At 53.4% G+C, this 17,491-nt stretch carries 19 protein-coding genes and 1 other RNA gene; 14 read left to right on the top strand and 6 right to left on the bottom strand.

Going from position 1 to position 17,491, the window contains the following annotated elements:
* Window positions 1–14 precede the first annotated feature (14 nt).
* Window positions 15–110 (bottom strand): hypothetical protein, encoded by a 96-nt coding sequence (locus NSS64_RS17380; RefSeq protein WP_036702210.1) that lies wholly within the window; start codon window positions 108–110, stop codon window positions 15–17.
* A 179-nt stretch (window positions 111–289) separates the two neighbouring features.
* On the opposite strand from NSS64_RS17380, the gene NSS64_RS17375 reads away from it, so the two are divergent.
* The 3 genes from NSS64_RS17375 to NSS64_RS17365 all read left to right on the top strand — a co-directional run bounded on the left by NSS64_RS17375 (window position 290) and on the right by NSS64_RS17365 (window position 1,973).
* Window positions 290–1,138: a YesL family protein gene (locus tag NSS64_RS17375; RefSeq protein ID WP_340941922.1), complete on the top strand. Its 849-nt coding sequence runs from the start codon at window positions 290–292 to the stop codon at window positions 1,136–1,138.
* Between the two features lie 104 nt (window positions 1,139–1,242).
* Window positions 1,243–1,434, top strand: a non-coding RNA gene (gene ssrS, locus NSS64_RS17370) — 6S RNA.
* A gap of 149 nt (window positions 1,435–1,583) precedes the next feature.
* On the top strand, window positions 1,584–1,973 hold the full coding sequence (locus NSS64_RS17365) for a DUF1499 domain-containing protein (RefSeq protein ID WP_036725209.1): 390 nt from the start codon (window positions 1,584–1,586) through the stop codon (window positions 1,971–1,973).
* A 194-nt stretch (window positions 1,974–2,167) separates the two neighbouring features.
* On the opposite strand, the gene tpx is transcribed toward NSS64_RS17365, so the two are convergent.
* Window positions 2,168–2,686 carry a thiol peroxidase gene (gene tpx, locus NSS64_RS17360; protein ID WP_036725207.1) on the bottom strand — a complete coding sequence of 173 codons (519 nt, stop codon included), beginning with the start codon at window positions 2,684–2,686 and terminating at the stop codon, window positions 2,168–2,170.
* A gap of 112 nt (window positions 2,687–2,798) precedes the next feature.
* On the opposite strand from tpx, the gene NSS64_RS17355 reads away from it, so the two are divergent.
* Both NSS64_RS17355 and NSS64_RS17350 read left to right on the top strand, forming a co-directional pair.
* Window positions 2,799–3,425, top strand: a complete 627-nt coding sequence (locus tag NSS64_RS17355; RefSeq protein WP_341140942.1) for a rhomboid family intramembrane serine protease — start codon at window positions 2,799–2,801, stop codon at window positions 3,423–3,425.
* Between the two features lie 14 nt (window positions 3,426–3,439).
* Window positions 3,440–4,357 (top strand): LysR family transcriptional regulator, encoded by a 918-nt coding sequence (locus NSS64_RS17350; RefSeq protein WP_340941920.1) that lies wholly within the window; start codon window positions 3,440–3,442, stop codon window positions 4,355–4,357.
* A gap of 35 nt (window positions 4,358–4,392) precedes the next feature.
* On the opposite strand, the gene NSS64_RS17345 is transcribed toward NSS64_RS17350, so the two are convergent.
* Window positions 4,393–5,070, bottom strand: coding sequence for a zinc metallopeptidase (locus tag NSS64_RS17345; protein WP_445321996.1), 678 nt, complete (start codon window positions 5,068–5,070; stop codon window positions 4,393–4,395).
* A 34-nt stretch (window positions 5,071–5,104) separates the two neighbouring features.
* Entirely contained in the window at window positions 5,105–5,536 is a 432-nt protein-coding gene (locus NSS64_RS17340; RefSeq protein ID WP_036725200.1) for a MerR family transcriptional regulator, read from the bottom strand.
* 562 nt (window positions 5,537–6,098) lie between these two features.
* Between NSS64_RS17340 and NSS64_RS17335 the strand changes: the two genes are divergently transcribed.
* The 4 genes from NSS64_RS17335 to NSS64_RS17320 all read left to right on the top strand — a co-directional run bounded on the left by NSS64_RS17335 (window position 6,099) and on the right by NSS64_RS17320 (window position 10,287).
* The gene (locus tag NSS64_RS17335; RefSeq protein ID WP_036725199.1) at window positions 6,099–7,493 is read left to right on the top strand and encodes an ammonium transporter; all 1,395 of its coding nucleotides are present in this window, start codon (window positions 6,099–6,101) and stop codon (window positions 7,491–7,493) included.
* A gap of 39 nt (window positions 7,494–7,532) precedes the next feature.
* Entirely contained in the window at window positions 7,533–8,606 is a 1,074-nt protein-coding gene (locus NSS64_RS17330) for a DUF294 nucleotidyltransferase-like domain-containing protein (protein WP_341142832.1), read from the top strand.
* Window positions 8,603–9,352, top strand: a complete 750-nt coding sequence (locus tag NSS64_RS17325; protein ID WP_036725197.1) for an exonuclease domain-containing protein — start codon at window positions 8,603–8,605, stop codon at window positions 9,350–9,352. Before NSS64_RS17330 ends, NSS64_RS17325 begins: the two co-directional genes overlap by 4 nt.
* Before the next feature lie 374 nt (window positions 9,353–9,726).
* Window positions 9,727–10,287, top strand: coding sequence for a TlpA family protein disulfide reductase (locus tag NSS64_RS17320; RefSeq protein WP_341140941.1), 561 nt, complete (start codon window positions 9,727–9,729; stop codon window positions 10,285–10,287).
* Between the two features lie 95 nt (window positions 10,288–10,382).
* Here NSS64_RS17320 and cimA read toward each other — a convergent pair whose 3' ends face one another.
* On the bottom strand, window positions 10,383–12,002 hold the full coding sequence (gene cimA / locus NSS64_RS17315; protein ID WP_341140940.1) for a citramalate synthase: 1,620 nt from the start codon (window positions 12,000–12,002) through the stop codon (window positions 10,383–10,385).
* Window positions 12,003–12,197: 195 nt separating this feature from the next.
* Here cimA and NSS64_RS17310 point away from each other — a divergent pair, with 195 nt between their 5' ends.
* The 3 genes from NSS64_RS17310 to NSS64_RS17300 all read left to right on the top strand — a co-directional run bounded on the left by NSS64_RS17310 (window position 12,198) and on the right by NSS64_RS17300 (window position 15,457).
* The gene (locus tag NSS64_RS17310; RefSeq protein ID WP_341140939.1) at window positions 12,198–13,490 is read left to right on the top strand and encodes a DNA polymerase IV; all 1,293 of its coding nucleotides are present in this window, start codon (window positions 12,198–12,200) and stop codon (window positions 13,488–13,490) included.
* Between the two features lie 159 nt (window positions 13,491–13,649).
* Window positions 13,650–13,892 (top strand): ferredoxin, encoded by a 243-nt coding sequence (locus NSS64_RS17305; protein WP_340992232.1) that lies wholly within the window; start codon window positions 13,650–13,652, stop codon window positions 13,890–13,892.
* A 137-nt stretch (window positions 13,893–14,029) separates the two neighbouring features.
* Complete coding sequence (locus NSS64_RS17300) at window positions 14,030–15,457, top strand: L,D-transpeptidase family protein (protein ID WP_340992233.1); 1,428 nt, start codon at window positions 14,030–14,032, stop codon at window positions 15,455–15,457.
* Here the strand turns inward: NSS64_RS17300 and NSS64_RS17295 are convergent.
* Window positions 15,454–15,591, bottom strand: coding sequence for a hypothetical protein (locus tag NSS64_RS17295; protein ID WP_200869536.1), 138 nt, complete (start codon window positions 15,589–15,591; stop codon window positions 15,454–15,456). The genes NSS64_RS17300 and NSS64_RS17295 overlap by 4 nt on opposite strands.
* Before the next feature lie 143 nt (window positions 15,592–15,734).
* Between NSS64_RS17295 and NSS64_RS17290 the strand changes: the two genes are divergently transcribed.
* Window positions 15,735–16,241, top strand: coding sequence for a hypothetical protein (locus NSS64_RS17290; protein ID WP_341140938.1), 507 nt, complete (start codon window positions 15,735–15,737; stop codon window positions 16,239–16,241).
* Window positions 16,242–16,396: 155 nt separating this feature from the next.
* Window positions 16,397–17,491 carry a quinone-dependent dihydroorotate dehydrogenase gene (locus NSS64_RS17285; protein ID WP_341140937.1) on the top strand — a complete coding sequence of 365 codons (1,095 nt, stop codon included), beginning with the start codon at window positions 16,397–16,399 and terminating at the stop codon, window positions 17,489–17,491.

Below are 17,491 nucleotides of genomic sequence, written 5' to 3'. Positions count from 1 at the left end.
TACTGTGGATTCACTTAGATGAAGGTACGGCTGATGATGACCAGCAGGATGAAGAGCACGAGAATTGTTCCGGTGGAAGTCCAGGGATTGCAGCAGCCAGGTGCAGACATGAGGTCAACCTCCTTTGAAAATGGGGGATTTGTTGTGGTTACAATGTAATATATGGACGTATTGCAGAGCTTGCTTAGACACTTACCTAGAACTTGTAAACTTGGGCGCTGGAAAAGTCCTGTACAAACAGGTATAGTTAAGATACGCAGTATGCACAAGATAGACAGGAGGAAGGGAATTGGAGTTTAAAGGAGCAATGGGCGGTATATACCGCATCACGGAATGGATCTCACGCATCGCCTTCAGCAATATTTTATGGGCATTGTGTTCGATACCGTTCCTGTTCGCAGGAATTATGAAGATCCTCATGCTGGGTTCAGGAGCAGGCGGACCGAATGAGCAGATTATGCTGAACTGGGTACTTGGCGTATTCGCGCCATTCACTGTATTTCCGGCTACGTCGGCATTATTTACAGTGGTACGCAAATGGGTAATGGGCAATACCGATGTAAGTACATTCCGCACTTTTTTTCAGGGATACAAAGAGAATTATCTGAAAAGCATGCTGGGAGGGCTTATCTACACCCTGCTGTTTGTCGTGATGTACGTTGATGTGACCGTATACATGACGCAAATGCCGAATTTCAAGATCGTTGGTATCCTGATGCTGGTGCTGATGATTATTTTGTTCGTATCGATGTTTAACTTCTTTTCCATCGTGGTTCACTACCAGATGACGTTCAAGGAAGTGGTAACCAATTCGATTCTGCTCACGATCGCCCGGCCGATCCGTGTGTTCTCGACGTTGATTGGTTCAGGCGTTCTTCTCTATATAGGTCTGCGTTATCCGGTGCTCTATGTGCTGTGTATTCCTACGCTGATTGCTATGCTCGCCTTCTTTAATTTCTTCGCTACATACAATAAGCTGCAACTACAGGTGGAGAAGAAGAAGCTGGCTGAAGAACAGGCCGCGCTGGAAGCAGCTGAGAATGAAGGTCTGCCAACCGATGATGATGACGATGAGGACGAAGACGAGGATGAAGACGACAGAGATAAGGACACCGGTAAGGATTTTAAGCGGACTTAACATTCCTGCGATCATCCGGGCAGTAATGTCAACGGAAAATGATCCCGGCGTTAAATAAAGCGCATACAGGTTTACTTTTTCGTCAAAACGCAATATAATGATTATAAATCCTGCGATGTACGTTATGGTTGCTCGTTGTTTTGAACCAATGATAATGTCTTGGGAGATCTACATGAAGCGCGGCTGAACAGCCCTGTCTATATGACCTGGGGAATTCAAAAACGACTTCTGCGGTCACCCACCTGCTCTAGCAGGTTCAGAAGACACTGCAGCCGGACGGCATAGGCGGGTTTTCTAATGGAATTGACAAGGCATCCTGTTACCTGCTCACCAGCGGGTAGAGGGTGCCTTTTTCAAGGTTAAAGTGAGCAATGCCCTTTTGTTCCGCGGACAAGAGTGTTACACTTAGGGTAGTGAACTTGGGATTTGAAGAGGGGGAAGAATTTTGTCGTTGAAAAGAACCTTGGTCGGTTTATTTCGCAGTCATGACGGAACAAGCGACCGTGCCAAAGATCCGGCATTGAAAACGCGTTATTACAATCTTTCAAGAGACAAGGCGTGGGATGAAGTATCCGCAACGCTGAAGAAAATTCCTGGTTATAAGGTCTTGCATGAAGTGCAGTCTGTAGGGGAGATTACCCTGGAGAAAAGAACGGCGTTAGGCCGCTCGCTGGATATTACCGTATCTGTGTTAAGCACCACGCCCGTACGCTGTGCCGTAGATATATATTCAGCATCCAGAGGGTCGCTTGGCGATCTGGGTGCCAATTACCGTGTCATTCAGCGTTTGTACCAGTCTCTGGATAAGAAGCTGGGCAAATATAAGGTGGATTAAGGACAGCATTCGGGCTTGTATTGCCGGGATTGTATGCGGTTTCCGCGAGTGGGACAGCCCGTTCCGGGCACGGATATCCTTATTGATCATCATACGCAAAAAGCGGAGAAGGATGACCTTCTGCCGCTTTTTTTCAAAAATGTACATTTATAGGCTTGGATGCTGTATAACATATCAGTGCTGTCCGTTCAAGCCTAGAGCAGAGCTTTAACTGCGGAAATCGCCGCTTCGTAGTCCGGGTGCTCAGCCATTTCACCGAGATACTCGACATAAGCCAAAGTGTCGTTCTTGTCTACAACGAAGATGGAGCGCATGTCGAGGCGGAATTCCTTGATCAGGACGCCGTAGGCTTGTCCGAAGGAAGTCTCTTTGTGGTCGGACAGGGTGATTACACTGTCGATGCCTGCGGCGCCGCACCAGCGGGCCTGGGCGAAAGGAAGATCTGTGCTGATGGTGAGGATGACCACATCATCGCCAAGACCGGCAGCTTCACTGTTGAAGCGGCGGGTCTGCGCATCGCACACACCGGTATCCAGGGAAGGTACAACGCTGATCAGCTTGATTTTGCCAGCGTAATCTGTAAGTGTAACATCTTCCAGAAGATTCTTGCTTACCGTGAATTGCGGCGCGGAATCTCCGGCTTTCAGCTGCGGGCCTACCAGAGTAATGGGGTTGCCCTTAAAAGTGGCTACGCCTGTTCTTTCTTGCGTCATGTCCTTGTTTCCTCCTTGAATTGCATTATTGGCATGTACCTGCCAGAATAAATTATAATCTTTTTAGAAGCTGGATGTCGAGCTGGACAACATACATAAAAGGATGGGTGTTATGATTTTTATAAGGTATGAGAAGTGGAGAAGCTATCTCCGGTATTATCCTGTAACCTGTGCGCTGATTCTGGCCAATGTGGTTATGTTCATCGTGCTGTCCCTGAATGGCGGCTCCACCAACCTGTATACACTTGTGGAGTACGGGGCTACGGTCAATGTGGGTGCTGAAACGGATGAGCTGTGGCGTTGCGTAACGGCGATGTTCCTTCACAACGGCTTCGCCCATTTGTTCTTCAACAGCTTCTCGCTGCTAGTGTTCGCCCCGCCGCTGGAGCGGCTGATGGGCTGGTGGCGTTATGCACTGCTGTATCTGGGCGGCGGCTTCATTGCTAATCTGCTGTGGGTTCTTATAAGCAGCCGCGGGAATGTGGAGATTGGAATTGTCTCTGTAGGGGCCTCGGGGGCGATCTACGCCGTCTATGGCGCATTCCTCTATATTGCAGTGTTCCAAAGGGCAATGATGGATGAGGGCTCGCGCAAGACGCTTTACGGACTTCTGATGATGGGGATTATCGTATCCTTTGCCGCTCAAAATATCAACTATATCGCTCATATCGGCGGCCTGATCGCCGGATTCTTCATCTATGGGCTAATCATCCGTATATTCAAACGAAAACGGCGATAAGGAAGGGTGTAATCGTGGAGCTTAGACAGCTGCAGTATTTTCTGAAGGTTGCCCAGAAGGAACATGTCACCAGAGCGGCGGAGGAGCTGCATGTCGCACAATCTGCGGTAAGCCGCCAGATTCATCAGCTGGAGCAGGAGCTGGGAGTGGATCTGTTCATGCAGAAGGGAAGGAATCTGCAGCTTACGCCTGTAGGACAGCTCTTTTGCAAAAGAGTGGAGTCGGTGCTGAATGAACTCGACCGGTCGGTGGCGGAGGTGCATGAATTCCTTGACCCGGAGCGCGGCGAGATCCGCATCGGCTTCCCGCACAGCCTCGGGACCCATCTGATTCCTTCCATTGTGGCGGAGTTCCGCCGTCATTATCCCCATGTGAAATTCCGCTTCAAGCAGGGAGCCTACCCATCTTTAATCAAGGATGTTATCTCTGGAGAGGTGGATCTGGCATTCATCTCGCCGTTCCCGGAGAATGTAGGGCATGTGGCCGGAGATATCGTAATGACCGAGGAGCTGTTCGCTATTCTGCCGCAGAATCATCCGCTTGCAAGCAGGGAAGTGATCCGGCTGGAGCAGCTGCGGGACGAGAAGTTCGTATTGTTCAGCCAAGGCTACTCGTTGCGGCCGATTGTGTGGCAGGCCTGCCTTGCGGCAGGGTTCAAGCCGCAGATTGCTTTTGAAGGCGGGGAGACCGATACAATCCGCGGTCTGGTAGCCGCCGGGATGGGGGTAAGCTTGCTGCCGGAGATGGCGCTCTACCAGACCAACCCGATGCAGCCTGCACAGGTCCGGGTGGTGGAGCCTACGATTACCAGAACCGTCGGGCTGATTCACCGGGCGGAAGGCAAGCTGCCGCTGGTCGCCCAGTCCTTCCGTAACTTCCTGCTTACCTATTTCAAAGACAGACACACAGACAATACCCCGGTCGGCTCATAGCCTACCGGGGTATTGTCTGTGTAGTGATATAGATCTTAATCGCGGTTACCGAGGAACATCAGGATCAGGCGGATCAGCTCGATCAGGGATACCAGTGCTGCTGCCACATAGGTGAGCGCTGCGGCATTCAGGACCTTGGCTACGCCGCGCTCTTCATCATTACGGATGAAGCCCTGCTGTACCATAATCTGGCGCGCGCGGCTGCTGGCGTTGAATTCAACGGGCAGCGTGACGAGCTGGAAGGCTACTGCGGCAGAGAAGAAGATAATGCCGAGTCCGATAAGGTTGAACGAGCTGAAGATGAAGCCTGCCAGCAGCATGAAGGGAGCGACCCCGGAGGCGAAGTTCACGACCGGGAACATCCGGTGGCGGAGCGCCAGCATCGGATAATGCTCCTTGTGCTGAATTGCATGGCCGATCTCGTGACAAGCGACGGAGACTGCTGCGATGGAGCTTTCATAATATACAGGCTCCGACAGCCGCACAACGCGGTTAATCGGGTCGTAGTGGTCTGTAAGGGTTCCCTGAACCGGTTCAATGGGAACATCGTAGAGTCCGTTGGCATCCAGCATGCGCCGGGCAGCTTCATAACCTGTCAAGCCGTTCATGTTCGGCACCTTGGCCCATTTCTTGAAATTGCCCTTGACCCTGAACTGGGCCCATAGAGAAAAGATAAAAGCGACAGCTAACAATACATACATTAGTGGCATCATATGTGCTCATTCCTCCATTATAAATTACAAGCTGTTACATTGGCGGCCCCTGCGTCAGCAGAAGCCGGATCGCTTCCATACAGGCGACGCCCTGAGGAATCAGTGCTGCCAGTGCCCGGTTGGCCTGGCCCGGCTTCAAACCGCTTATCACGGGCTCCAGGGCCTTCACTTCCCGTTCCAGCTGCTGCATCTGAAGCTCAAGCTGGACCAGCTTGCCGGAGACCTCAGCCTCAGGTGTGGCTGCATTCCACTTGCCCATCAGGGATTTGATTTCTTCCAATGTATATTTCTCTTGCTTAAGCTGATTAATACGTTGCAGAACGACTAAGGTTTCATGACTGTAGAGCCGGTAATTCTTCATGCTCCTGGATTCCGGTGTTATCAGTCCAAGCTTCGTATAATAATCAATGGTACGTTCACTGATGCCGGCCGCCTTGGCCAGCTCTCCGATCCGGTAAAGGGTCATATCTCCAAGTTATCTCACCTCGCTATTTCCTGCGTAAAATAATCATATCAAATTGGAAACCGTACAGTCAAACGTGACGCTTACTTTAAAGTATATGCTGACTTTTCATAAAGATGCTGGGGAGGCAATCGAAGCGAGAATACTCCTTAGAGGATAAAAAGTCATGTTAAACATGACATAACGTGTTACATACTTGAGTACCCAGGTCATCTGTAAATCATCAGGATCGCGGTGGGCGGAGAGTGCGAAGTGGTGTGATCAAAGGATAATAAAAGGCATGTTTACTAATAGACATTAATAAAAATACAGTATGCAACCTAGGGGAAAGCTCTGTTGACTGTATGCGTTTGCATAATTGGTACGTAAGGAAGTACGCTAGTCCTGGCGGGTTACCGGTAATCATGCTCGGGAGTGGTCCTTGAGTGAAGAATGGTACAACTTCCAGAATTAAATTAGAGCATTCAAAAAAATAGTCTTGTCAATTTACCTGACTTCTGATTATAATGACATTAAGAGTTTCACGCTTTGTTAGAAAATATAACATTGGGGAGTGGGGTACACTATGAAAAAAAAGATGTTGATGATGTTCCTGGGTATGATTACACTAATGATCTATCCGGTCAGCGCCTTCGCGGCTGAGGGTCCGGCAGCACCGGATCTGCAGATTGGACTCGACACTGCATTTACGTTCCTGGCATTTATCCTTGTGTTCTTCATGCAATCAGGATTTGCATTACTTGAGGCGGGTTCGGTCCGGATGAAGAATGCCGGTCACGTGGCCGGTAAGACGGTACTGACACTGGCGATTGCCAGCTTGTGCTTCTGGGCACTGGGCTTTGGCCTTGGCTTCGGTAACGGCAACAGCTTCTTCGGAACTACAGGCTTCTTCTACGGCGGTGATTCTACGGCCTCTGCATTCGAATCCCTGGCCTTCTCCGATGTTACACTAAATACGAAATTCCTGTTCCAAATGGCATTTGCCGCAGTCTCCCTGGCGATTGTATCCGGCGGTATGGCTGAACGTGCTAAGCTTAGCGTATATATTATCTTCGGAATTCTCTTCTCGGTTGTAATTTATCCGGTTGTCGCTCACTGGGTATGGGGCGGCGGCTGGCTGGCAGAGCTGAGCATGCAGGATTATGCAGGTTCTACAGTAGTCCATCTTACAGGTGCAACGGCGGCTGTAGTGGCGACCATTCTCCTCAAGCCCCGTCTTGGCAAATTCAACAAAGAAGGCAAGCCGGTTATTATTCCGGGTCATAACCAGGTCTTCACTGTACTTGGGGTTATCATTCTCTGGTTCGGCTGGTTCGGCTTCAACCCAGGCAGCGCCTTGTCTCCTATGGGCGGATTCTTCGGACACGTAGCGCTGACTACGAACATTGCAGCGGCGGCAGGCGGTCTGGCAGCACTGGCAGCTTCCTGGCTGTACTTCGGTAAATCCGATATTCCGGCCATGCTTAACGGCGTACTGGCAGCTCTGGTTGCCATCACCGGTGCCTGTGCCTTCGTAGAGCCTTGGGCAGCCATCATTATCGGTCTCATTGCCGGTGCCTTCACCTTCATGACCTCGCAGTGGCTGGAGCGTGCAGGATTGGATGATCCGATCTATGCTTTCTCTGTACATGGTATCGCCGGTATGTGGGGGGCGTTGTCTACAGGCCTCTTCGCAGCACCTGATCTGATTGAACAAGGCGCACTAGTAGGTAAAGCAGGTCTGTTCTACGGCGGCGGCTTCCATCAGCTCGGCGTGCAGGCACTGGGTGTAGTCGGAACCTTCGTGTTCGTAGCTGTGATGTCCTTCGTCATCCTGTATGTAATGAAAATGGTTATGGGTATCCGTGTAACGGAAGAAGAAGAATTGATGGGTCTGGATATCAGTGAGCATGGTACGTACGGTTATCCTGAGCAAATGAAGCTGATTAGTGAATCAGAATCCAAAACCCTCAAACACTAATATTTATACTCAGGCAGGGAGGCGGACCGAGTGGCTTCGATGGAGGCAGCAGATTGGAACGAAGAAGAAAGTTACTTGTCCATCGTAACAGCCGGTTCGCCGGAGGAGCTTAAGGCGAGGCGTGCCGCATGCCAACAAGTGCTGCTGGAGCAGCTGAGTGTGATTCCCGTTCAGGAATGGATGCACCGGGTCAATGCGATGCATGACCAGCTTGCCGGGACGGCGGTACGCATATGTGAGGCGCAGATGAAGGAGGCGGGCTACGGCCTGCCTCCCTGCGCCTATTCCTTTATTGTATTCGGCAGTGCGGGCCGGCAGGAGGCTACGCTGTGGAGCGATCAGGATAACGGCTTAATTGTAGAGGAAGCGCTGGAGGGTGAGCGGAAAAGGTATTTCGAAGCTTTTGGCAGCATGCTGTCGGATATGCTTGAGGCGATTGGCTATGAGAAATGCGAGGGCAGGGTCATGTGCTCTGAGCCGCTCTGGCGGAAGTCACTGGCAGACTGGAAGCGCCAGCTGGCTGACTGGATGGAGCAGCTCGAATGGGAGCCTGTCCGGTACCTGATTATAGCTTCGGATATGCGTCATGTAGCGGGAAGTGAGGCGCTGTCTGCGCAGTGGAGGGAAGCCCTGCATGCCGGATTCACAGATAACAGCAAATTGACGATGGCGGTACTGCGCAATACGGTGCGTCATAAAGCAACGCTGAATCTGCTGGGGCAGGTGCTCACGGAACGGTTCGGTGATAATGCCGGCGGCTTCGATGTCAAATACGGCCTCTACATTCCGCTTGTCAATATTGTCAGGCATTTGTCGCTGCTGCACGGAATCGAAGCAACTTCGACACTGAAGCGGCTAGATGAGCTGGCTAAGCTGGAGCAGTATCAGCATCTGGAAGAGATCAGGCGCGCTTGTCTGACGGCGCTCAGGATGCGGGTGAACACGCCGTTTACGGTGACGGACGGCCTGCTCGTGAGCAGTGATTATTATGCGGAGAATGATCTGAAGAATAAGCAGCTCCGGGCGGAGCTGCGGGAAAGCCTGCTGCTGATCCGGCGCCTGCATAAGGCGCTGCAGCGGCAGCTCCGGTCAGCGGAAAGGAGACAGCTATGAAGGAGCCGAGCAAGGGCGGAGGATTCTGGAATAATCTGCGGCAAGGCGGAATGCCCTCCGCCATCGCTTCCATGAGAGGCGGAGAATCGGCGCAGCAGACAGCCCAGCAAATGGCCTTTATCCGTTCTCTGATGCGCGAGAAACGGCGTCCCGAGGTGCTGCATACTCCGCTGTCTGAACTGGAGACGGTGATATTCGATCTGGAGACTACGGGCTTCTCCCACCAGGGCGGGGATGAGATTATGTCCATCGGGGCGATCCGGGTGGTCGGGGAAGAGATCAAGGCAGAGGAATGCTTCTATACACTGGTGAACTGCGGGGCAACGATTCCGGACAATATTACGAGACTGACCGGAATCTCAGCAGAGATGACCTCCTCTGCTCCGCCGCTGATGGACGGCCTGCATAACTTCATGTCCTTCGTCGGCCAGCGGGTGCTGGTGGCGCACGGAAGTGCCCATGACAAGGCGTTCCTCAATGCCGCCCTATGGAAGACCTCCAAGGTGCAGTTAACCCACCGGGTGCTGGATACGATGATGCTGGCCCGCTGGCTGGAGCCGCACCGCAGCAATTACACGCTGGATGAGCTGCTGGCGGTTCATGAGATTCCCATTGAGGGCCGCCATCATGCGCTGGAGGATGCCAAGATGACGGCGAAGCTGTGGGTAGCTTACATCCGCCAGATCTTACAAAAGAATCAGGTAGATACGTTAGGCGACTTGTACGCCTATCTAAGCAGGACATGAGGGTTATTGTGTAAGACTGGCCGGATTGCAGTGCAAAGCGGGGACTAATTAAGCTATATCAGGAAGGCGGCGGGTCAGGCGCTACGTTGCGTATCGGCCTTAGGCCAATACACATGCCGCCCGCTGCGGCAGCGCCAGCAGCTGCCCGCAGGTCTCCTGCGGCAGCCGGGCAGCAGAAGCTTCCCCAGCCTCTGCTGTACGGATGAGTCCGGTCTGAACAGCCGGGGGCTTCCCTGGACCGCTGTCAGCTTTACCCCTCTCTCTTCATGGGATTTCGTCTTTGACGGAATCCTCTTTTTTTATGATTACGTTTGAAACTGGAGCAAGTGGGGGTACAATAGAGGAAAATCCTCCATGTAAAGGATCTGAACTCTATGAAAGCAGTCCATAAACGGAATGTAACGATTCTGGCCTTGATTGTTTTTCTGGCCGTTCTTGCCATAGAACATAAAGTAAAACCGGAGCCTAAGGCGGTTGCGGTCCTGCAGCAGACGGCGGAACCGGAGACTGGTGCATCTGCCGGACTCAAGGCGCCTCCTTTTACAGTGCAGGAAGGGGATAAGCAGTATGGCGTCGATGGGGCAAGGGAGAAGCCGGTGATTCTTAACTTCTGGGCCTCCTGGTGCGATCCTTGCCGGCAGGAGGCTCCTGAGCTGAATAAGCTGGCTATGAAATACAGCAAGGTGCTGGATGTATACGGAATTAACGTGACCAGCCAGGATTACAAGCCCAATGCGGAACGCTTCGTCAAGAAGTACATGCTGACCTTTCCGGTGATGTATGATCTGAAGGGCCAGATCTTCGACAAGTATAACGGGGCGGTGTTCCCGACCAATGTATTAATTGATAAGAACGGGGTCATCAGCGAGATTATTCTTGGGGTCCTGAGCGCAGAGGAATTGGAGAAAAAAATTATTGCGCTGACTGGCTCTTAGCACCGGCGATCAGCCGCGTAGTGAAAAGCCCTCCTGCGCGGATTAAGTTCCGCAGCGGAGGGCTTTTTGGAGTGCATAGAGCGAAGCCAAGGAGGTCAGTGATTGACCAGACCTCTCGGTTCATTGCTGGTCTGGATGCCCTGCTCCAGTGAGATCTGTCCCAGAAGGGCATATCGCATGGAATCGACCAGGGCCTCCCAGCTCGCTTCGATCACATTGCTGGACACGCCTACCGTGTTCCAGGTGTCGCTATAATCCTTGGATTCAATCAGCACGCGCACCTTCGCGGCAGTCTGGTCCTGTTCATCCAGCACACGGACCTTGTAGTCCGAGAGGTGCATATCCTTGAGCTGCGGGAAGTAGGTCTGAAGCGCCTTGCGCAGTGCGTTATCCAGCGCGTTGACCGGTCCGTTGCCTTCGGCGGCGGTGTACAGGCTCTCGCCGCCGACCTTCAGCTTGACGAAGGCCTCGGAGACGACAGGGCGGCCGGCGGTCTTCTCAACCAGCATCTTGAACGACTCGAAGGTGAACAGCTCATTCATCTCGCCGGTCGCTTCCCGGAGCAGCAATTCAAGCGAAGCATCCGCGCCTTCGAACTGATACCCCTGGTGTTCAAGATTCTTGATCTTGTCAATCACCTTGCGCGCCTGCTCGCTGCTTGGATCAAGGCTGAGGCCCATCTCCTGCGCCTTGGACAGCACATTGCTCTGTCCGGCAAGCTCGGAGACCAGCACACGCTGCTTATTGCCGACCAGCTCAGGAGCGATATGCTCGTACGTCCGCGAATCACGCAAAATGGCAGATACGTGAATGCCGCCCTTGTGGGCGAAGGCGGCTGTGCCGACATAAGGCTGATTCACCGGCATATTCACATTGGCAACCTCGCTGATGAACCGGGCCGTGTTGGTTAACTGCGGCAGGGAATCGCCAGGGATGCAGTGATAGCCCATCTTAAGCTGAAGTGTGGGAATGATGGAACACAGATTGGCATTGCCGCAGCGCTCGCCATAGCCGTTAATGGTCCCCTGAACCTGCCGGGCACCGGCGCCGATTGCGCTCAGGGTGTTGGCAACCGCAAGCTCACAATCGTTATGTGTATGAATACCGAGCGATGCTTCCGGGAGCAGCACACCGATGCTTGTCACAATATCATGAATCTCATGCGGCAGTGTGCCGCCGTTCGTATCGCACATCACCAGCCAGTCTGCTCCGGCCTCGCGGGCACGGGTGAGAACAGCGGCGGCGTATTCGGGGTTGTTCTTGAAGCCGTCGAAGAAATGCTCAGCATCGAAGATGACCTCAAGTCCCTTGTGCTTCAGATAAGAGATGGAGTCGCCGATCATGGCCAGGTTTTCTTCCAGGGTCGTTTGCAGGGCAGTGTGAACATGGAAATCCCACGATTTGCCCACCAGGGTAGCCGCCGGAACGCCAGCGTTAATCATCCGCTGCAGCCCCTCGTCCTGCTCGGTTACAGTGTTTTTGCGCCGGGTGCTGCCGAATGCGGTAATCTTGGCATTCAGATGAAGCTCCTGGACTCTTTTGAAAAATTCGATGTCCTTGTTGTTGCTTCCCGGATTGCCGCCTTCGATATAATGGACACCCAGATCGTCGAGTTTCCTGGCAATCTTCAGCTTGTCATCCGCCGACAGACTGATCCCCTCGCCTTGTGTTCCGTCGCGCAGGGTAGTATCGAAGATGGAGATAGACTTAGACATGAGTGTCCTCCTAAAAGTGTTATTAGCCTTCGCAAAGGAAATTAATTTTTATATTATAGCATTTTTACGCGGGAAAGTAACAAAGAACTTTTCTCCCCGCTGTCACGAGGCGCCTCTCCGGGAAGTTGACCTCCCGCCGGGGTAGAGGTATGCTGACAATAACAATGGAACCCCGAAGATAAGAAGGTGGATGCCATGCAGAGTGTGGATCAATATTATCCGGCAAGCGGCAGGGTTATTCTGCATGTGGACATGAATGCCTTTTACTGCTCTGTGCATGAGGCGGAAGATCCGGAGCAATATAAAGGCAAGGCGACAGCGGTGGCGGGCAGCGTGGAGGCAAGAAGGGGAATTATCGTCACCTGCTCCTACGCCGCGCGCAGGCTGGGCATCTCCACGGGCATGCAGGTGCAGAAGGCGCTGCGGATTTGTCCTTCCTTAATGCTTATTAAGCCGGATTTCCATCTATACCGCAAGTACTCCAATGCATTCATGCAGATTGCCTACAGCTATACTCCGCTGCTCGAAGCCGTCTCCATAGACGAATGCTATCTCGATATCACCGGCTCCCGCCAATTCGGAACGCCGCCGGAGATTGCGGAGGCGCTGCAGCGGCGGATTATGGAGGAGCTGGGTCTGCCTTGCTCCATCGGAATTGCCCCCAACAAGCTGCTGGCGAAGATCGCTTCCGATCTGAAAAAGCCCAGCGGCATCTCCGTGCTGCGGCTGCGCGATGTGCCGTCCGTGCTGTGGGACAAGCCGTGCAATGAGATGTTCGGCATTGGCGGCAAGACGGCCGAGAAGCTGCGCAAGCTGGGCATCTACAGCATCGGACAGCTGGCGGCGGCGGATGAGGCGATGCTGGTCGGCCATTTCGGCGTCATGGGCGCCTGGCTGAAGCGGGCGGGGAACGGGATTGATCACGGGATCGTGAATCCTGAGCGGGAGCAGAGCAAATCCATCGGCCATACCACCACGCTGCCGCATGATGTGGTAGGGCTGGCTGAGGCGCGCCCGATTCTGCTGAACCTGAGCGATCAGGTTGCGCGGAGACTGAGGAAGCAGGGGCTGGTTGCAGCGGGGGTACAGCTGACGATCCGCACGCCGGATATGAAGACGATCACCCGCTCCCGCCAGCTTGAGGCTCCCACCGAGAGCGCCGAGGACATTTATAAGGTGGCATGCGACCAGTTCGCGCGCCACTGGAAGGGCGACAAGCCGGTGCGGCTGCTGGGGGTAACGCTCCAGGGGCTGATGCTCAAAGAGGAATCGGCTATTCAGCTGGATCTGTTCGACTACGAACGGCAGCCGAAGAAGGAGTCGCTTAATAAGGCGATGGATATGCTGCGCAACAAGTTCGGCGAGAATGCGGTGCTGACCGCAGGCATGCTGAGCGACAGCCACTCGGCGCGGCTGCGTAACCATAAGGAGCGGGGAACCTCGCTGCAGAAGGACAATCTGGGCGGCGCAGACAAGGATATAGACTGAATTAAGGCCCGGCATCAGCCGCTCGCAGCCTCGCAGAGAATGAGGCAATAATGTCAACACATTGAAAATTCATTGAAATTGTATCCTATTTATATTAATATGAGAAAAATAACAGGCTGCGACTGCAGGCTGTATAGTTAAGCGGGAGGCAGAGAAAAAATGGCTAAGTACACTTGGGTCGAGAAGGACACATGCATCGCTTGTGGTGCTTGTGGCGCGACGGCCCCTGATATTTTTGATTATGATGACGAAGGTTTGGCAGAAGTGATCTATGAGAACGACTGCAACCACGGGAATGTTGTGATTCCGGACGACTTGTTCGATGACCTGCAGGATTCAGCTGACGGATGCCCTACAGATTCCATTAAGATTGCAGATGCGCCTTTCAACAAAGAGGGCTAAGCTTCTGCCGTCTCCATAAAAGACATCTCCGGACCGCGATAAATGCGGCTTGAGGTGTCTTTTTTTGCGTCCAATGCCGATATACAATAGAAGGTACATACGAATACATAACCATACCACCAATAGTGGAGGCCAACATGAAGAATGCTCAGCATCTAAAAGCCTATGTACAGATGCATCCGGATAATAAGATGGCATGGTACTTGCTTGGTAAGGAATACTATAAGAACGGGCAGTATGGAAAAGCGAATTACTGCTATAATCAGGCCGGGGAAGTGTATGAGGCTTTTGAACGCAGCAAGGTGCCGGCGGATATGCTGCAGCAGTACGAGGAAGGGCTGCTGGAATCGGCCCGGGAACGGCAGACTGCGAGGCTCAGGAAGCGCCGGGTGCTGCTGGCCTTAATGCTGCTGCTGCTCATGCTTATTCCGGCTGCCGTCGCACCGGGAATTCTGCCGGACAGTAAGGGTGCAGCTGCGCCGGTCGCGAATATCTCAGCCGTGCTGCCGGAGACAGCCGATGAGGCGCAGGTAAGTCCGCAAGAACCGGCAAGTCTGGATTTCACGGCGGTAGCGGCGGATGCTGCTGCGGGGGGCGGGGGCCTGGCAGCCATCCTGAAGTCGGCGAAGACGCCTTCCGCCGCCGCGCTGCTCGGTATGAAGCGCTCGGGCAAATGGCTGCTGTGGAAGAAAGGGCTGCCGCTGGAGGCTACTCTTGCCAAGAGCGGAGAAGGGCGTATAGTCTATCAGTCCTATAATCCGGCAGCGTGCGCATGCCAGCCGCCGGATTCGGCGGAGCTTAAGCAGCAGGGCCTGGACTGGCAGAAGCAGCAGGAGGAGCTGGCTGTGCTCTGGAGTGCGCTGCGTGCGTACAAGACCAGCAAGGGGGCTTATCCCGAAGCAGTACAGGAATTAGTGAAGCCGTTCCCGGCGAACGTGCTGGGCGGCATCACCCCGCTGATGAAGGAAGCCTTCGCTCCTCTGCGCAGAGCCGCACGAGGAGAGGCGCCGCTGTTCTCAGCAGCACCGCAGCCGTCCGGCGGCCAAGATGCAGGTATTCCGGGGCAAGAGCAGACGGGCGGCGGAGGTCCGGCGGCGGGGCCGGGGGAGAAGCTTTTTTTCAAAGAACCGCTTGCTATTATTGTAGATAAGCAAAACCACCGTCTGGCGGTCACCAGCGGCAATGTGATTCTACGGAATTATGCCGTAGGACTCGGCGGAGATAAGACCCCTGAAGGGGAGTTCTTCATTAAGGATAAGGTTGTGAACCCGAACGGGCGCGATAACGGGGAGTTCGGCAGCCGCGGCATGCAGCTCTCGGACAGTAATTATGCGATTCACGGGACGAATGAGCCGGATAGCATCGGCAAGGATGAGTCGCTGGGGTGTATCCGGATGAGCCGGAAGGATGTGGAGGAGCTGTTCGCCATGGTGCCGATGGGCACGAAGGTTCAAATCAGTCAAGGGGTTCTGCCTGAGGAGCTGGTCGTACCGGAGGAACGTTTCCCTTCGGATTCGCCCCGTAATCAGACCAACCCCCATAAAGTATACCATTGGCTGAACTAATTCCCGACAAAGACAAATAAAACGGCGATCAGCGCAATCAGCAGTACCAGACTGGCGCTGATCCACAGAATGGCTTTGCGGTTGACTTCTTCTTTTTTCTGCTGGAGTGTGGGAGGTTTGCGTTTCGTTGACATTTGGTCACCCTTCTTTCTCTCTTAGTCTGTGATAACCCTTACATGTGAGGATTGGTGGTGGTTCATGGAACTTGTACCCGCTCCTCTATTCTAGTCTGGATGAAAAGACAAGTCTAGCTGCAATCTCTTACGGTAGGGACTGGATGGCCGAAGTCTTGGTCTATACAGAGGAATACCGGCTGGAGTATCATAAGGAAGGTTTTATGCTGGAGCGTGAAGAACACAAAAGCAGGAGTGATGCTGCCATGGCAAGCAGGTCCAAAAGCAAAATTCCGGTACTGCTCTACCGCTACACAGGTCCGCCGAGGAATATAGGGTTCACCTTTTCCCGGTATGATTTGAACATGGACGCGGGCGGAATTGCACCGGGAGAGATGCTGTTTATTTATGAAGGCGATTTCGAATATCTTAAGCCTGCGGTCAGCAGGGTCTTCCCTCTATCCGATCCGTTCACCGGGGAAGAGATGACATCGCTGGACCCGTGCTGGGAGAACCCGATTCCGAAGAGCCAGTGGGAGTCTATCTTGTCTGAACTGGAGCAGCAGCCGGTTACAGACTCTGAACTGCAGGATTTCCAGAACCAGTTCATAAGCTGGGCAAGGAATCATCTGAAGACTGCGGACGGAATTGAAATTACGGGGAATCTGTGAGAATTGGCGGCGGCGTGAAGGAAGTGCGGCAGGGCAGGGACAATCGCTGCGGCAAAAAACTTTTCTTTTCCCCCGGAAACGGATAAAATTAAGAAGAAACCTATAGATACGGGAGTCGTTATGTCAATTGTGGTTCCCTTGAAGGAGCGAGAACGGTGCTGTATCGACATTTTGGTAAACCAATTTTCTTTAAAATGGACCCGGAGACGGCGCATCATCTCGTCATCGGCGGACTGAATAAAGCAGATCTGGTTCCCGGCGGGAGCGCGGCCATGCGCCTCATGTATGGGGTTCCTGAGACCGCTGACCTTGCAGTGGATCTGTTCGGGGTACATTTCCCGACCCCTGTGGGCTTAGCGGCAGGACTGGATAAGAATGCAGAAGCGGTAGGAGGGTTCTCTTCGATCGGCTTCGGATTTATGGAGGTAGGCACGGTAACTCCGGTAGGCCAGCCCGGCAATGACAGTCCCCGGCTGTTCCGGCTGCTGCCTGACAAGGCGCTCATTAACCGGATGGGCTTCAATAATGAAGGCGCGGAGGCCATGGCTGAACGCCTCAAGAAGCTGAAGAAGCGCAGAATTCCGGTGGCGGTCAATATCGGACGCAACAAGGCTACCCCGAATGAATTGGCACATGAGGATTACCGCAAGTGTATCCGTACGCTGTATCCGTACGGTGATTTTTTTGTGGTCAATATCAGCTCGCCGAATACCCCGGATCTTCGGAGTCTTCAGCATGGCAGCGAGCTCTCGAACCTGCTTAGCGAGGTTAAGGAAGAGATGAAGCTGCAGCGGGCGAAGACGGGCGCCGCGAAGGGGCTGCTGGTCAAGATTGCTCCCGATGTCAGTGACGCTGAGCTGGAATATATGGTACATACCATCACGGAAGCCGGAATGGACGGTATCATTGCCACTAATACGACCCTCTCCCGTGAAGGGCTGCAGAGCGACAAAGCCGGTGAGACGGGCGGGCTGAGCGGCCAGCCGCTGCGCGAACGTTCTACAGAGATTATCCGCAGAATCTATAGCCAGACGGGCGGCAAGCTGCCGATTATCGGGTCGGGCGGGATTTTTACAGCCCAGGATGCTTACGATAAGATACGGGCAGGCGCCAGTCTGGTCGAAATTTATACAGCACTCATCTATGAAGGGCCGGAGGTTAACCGCAGAGTGCATGCCGGACTACGGCAGCTGCTGCGGCGGGACGGCTTCGAGAGGCTCCTTGATGCGGTAGGCGCTGATCATCACTGA

The sequence above is a fragment of the Paenibacillus sp. FSL H8-0122 genome (genome assembly GCF_038005345.1).
In the GTDB taxonomy this organism is placed as follows: Bacteria; Bacillota; Bacilli; order Paenibacillales; family Paenibacillaceae; genus Paenibacillus_AQ.
The sequence above is the reverse complement of the archived record's forward strand: the minus strand, read 5'-3'. Positions and strand labels throughout refer to the sequence as shown.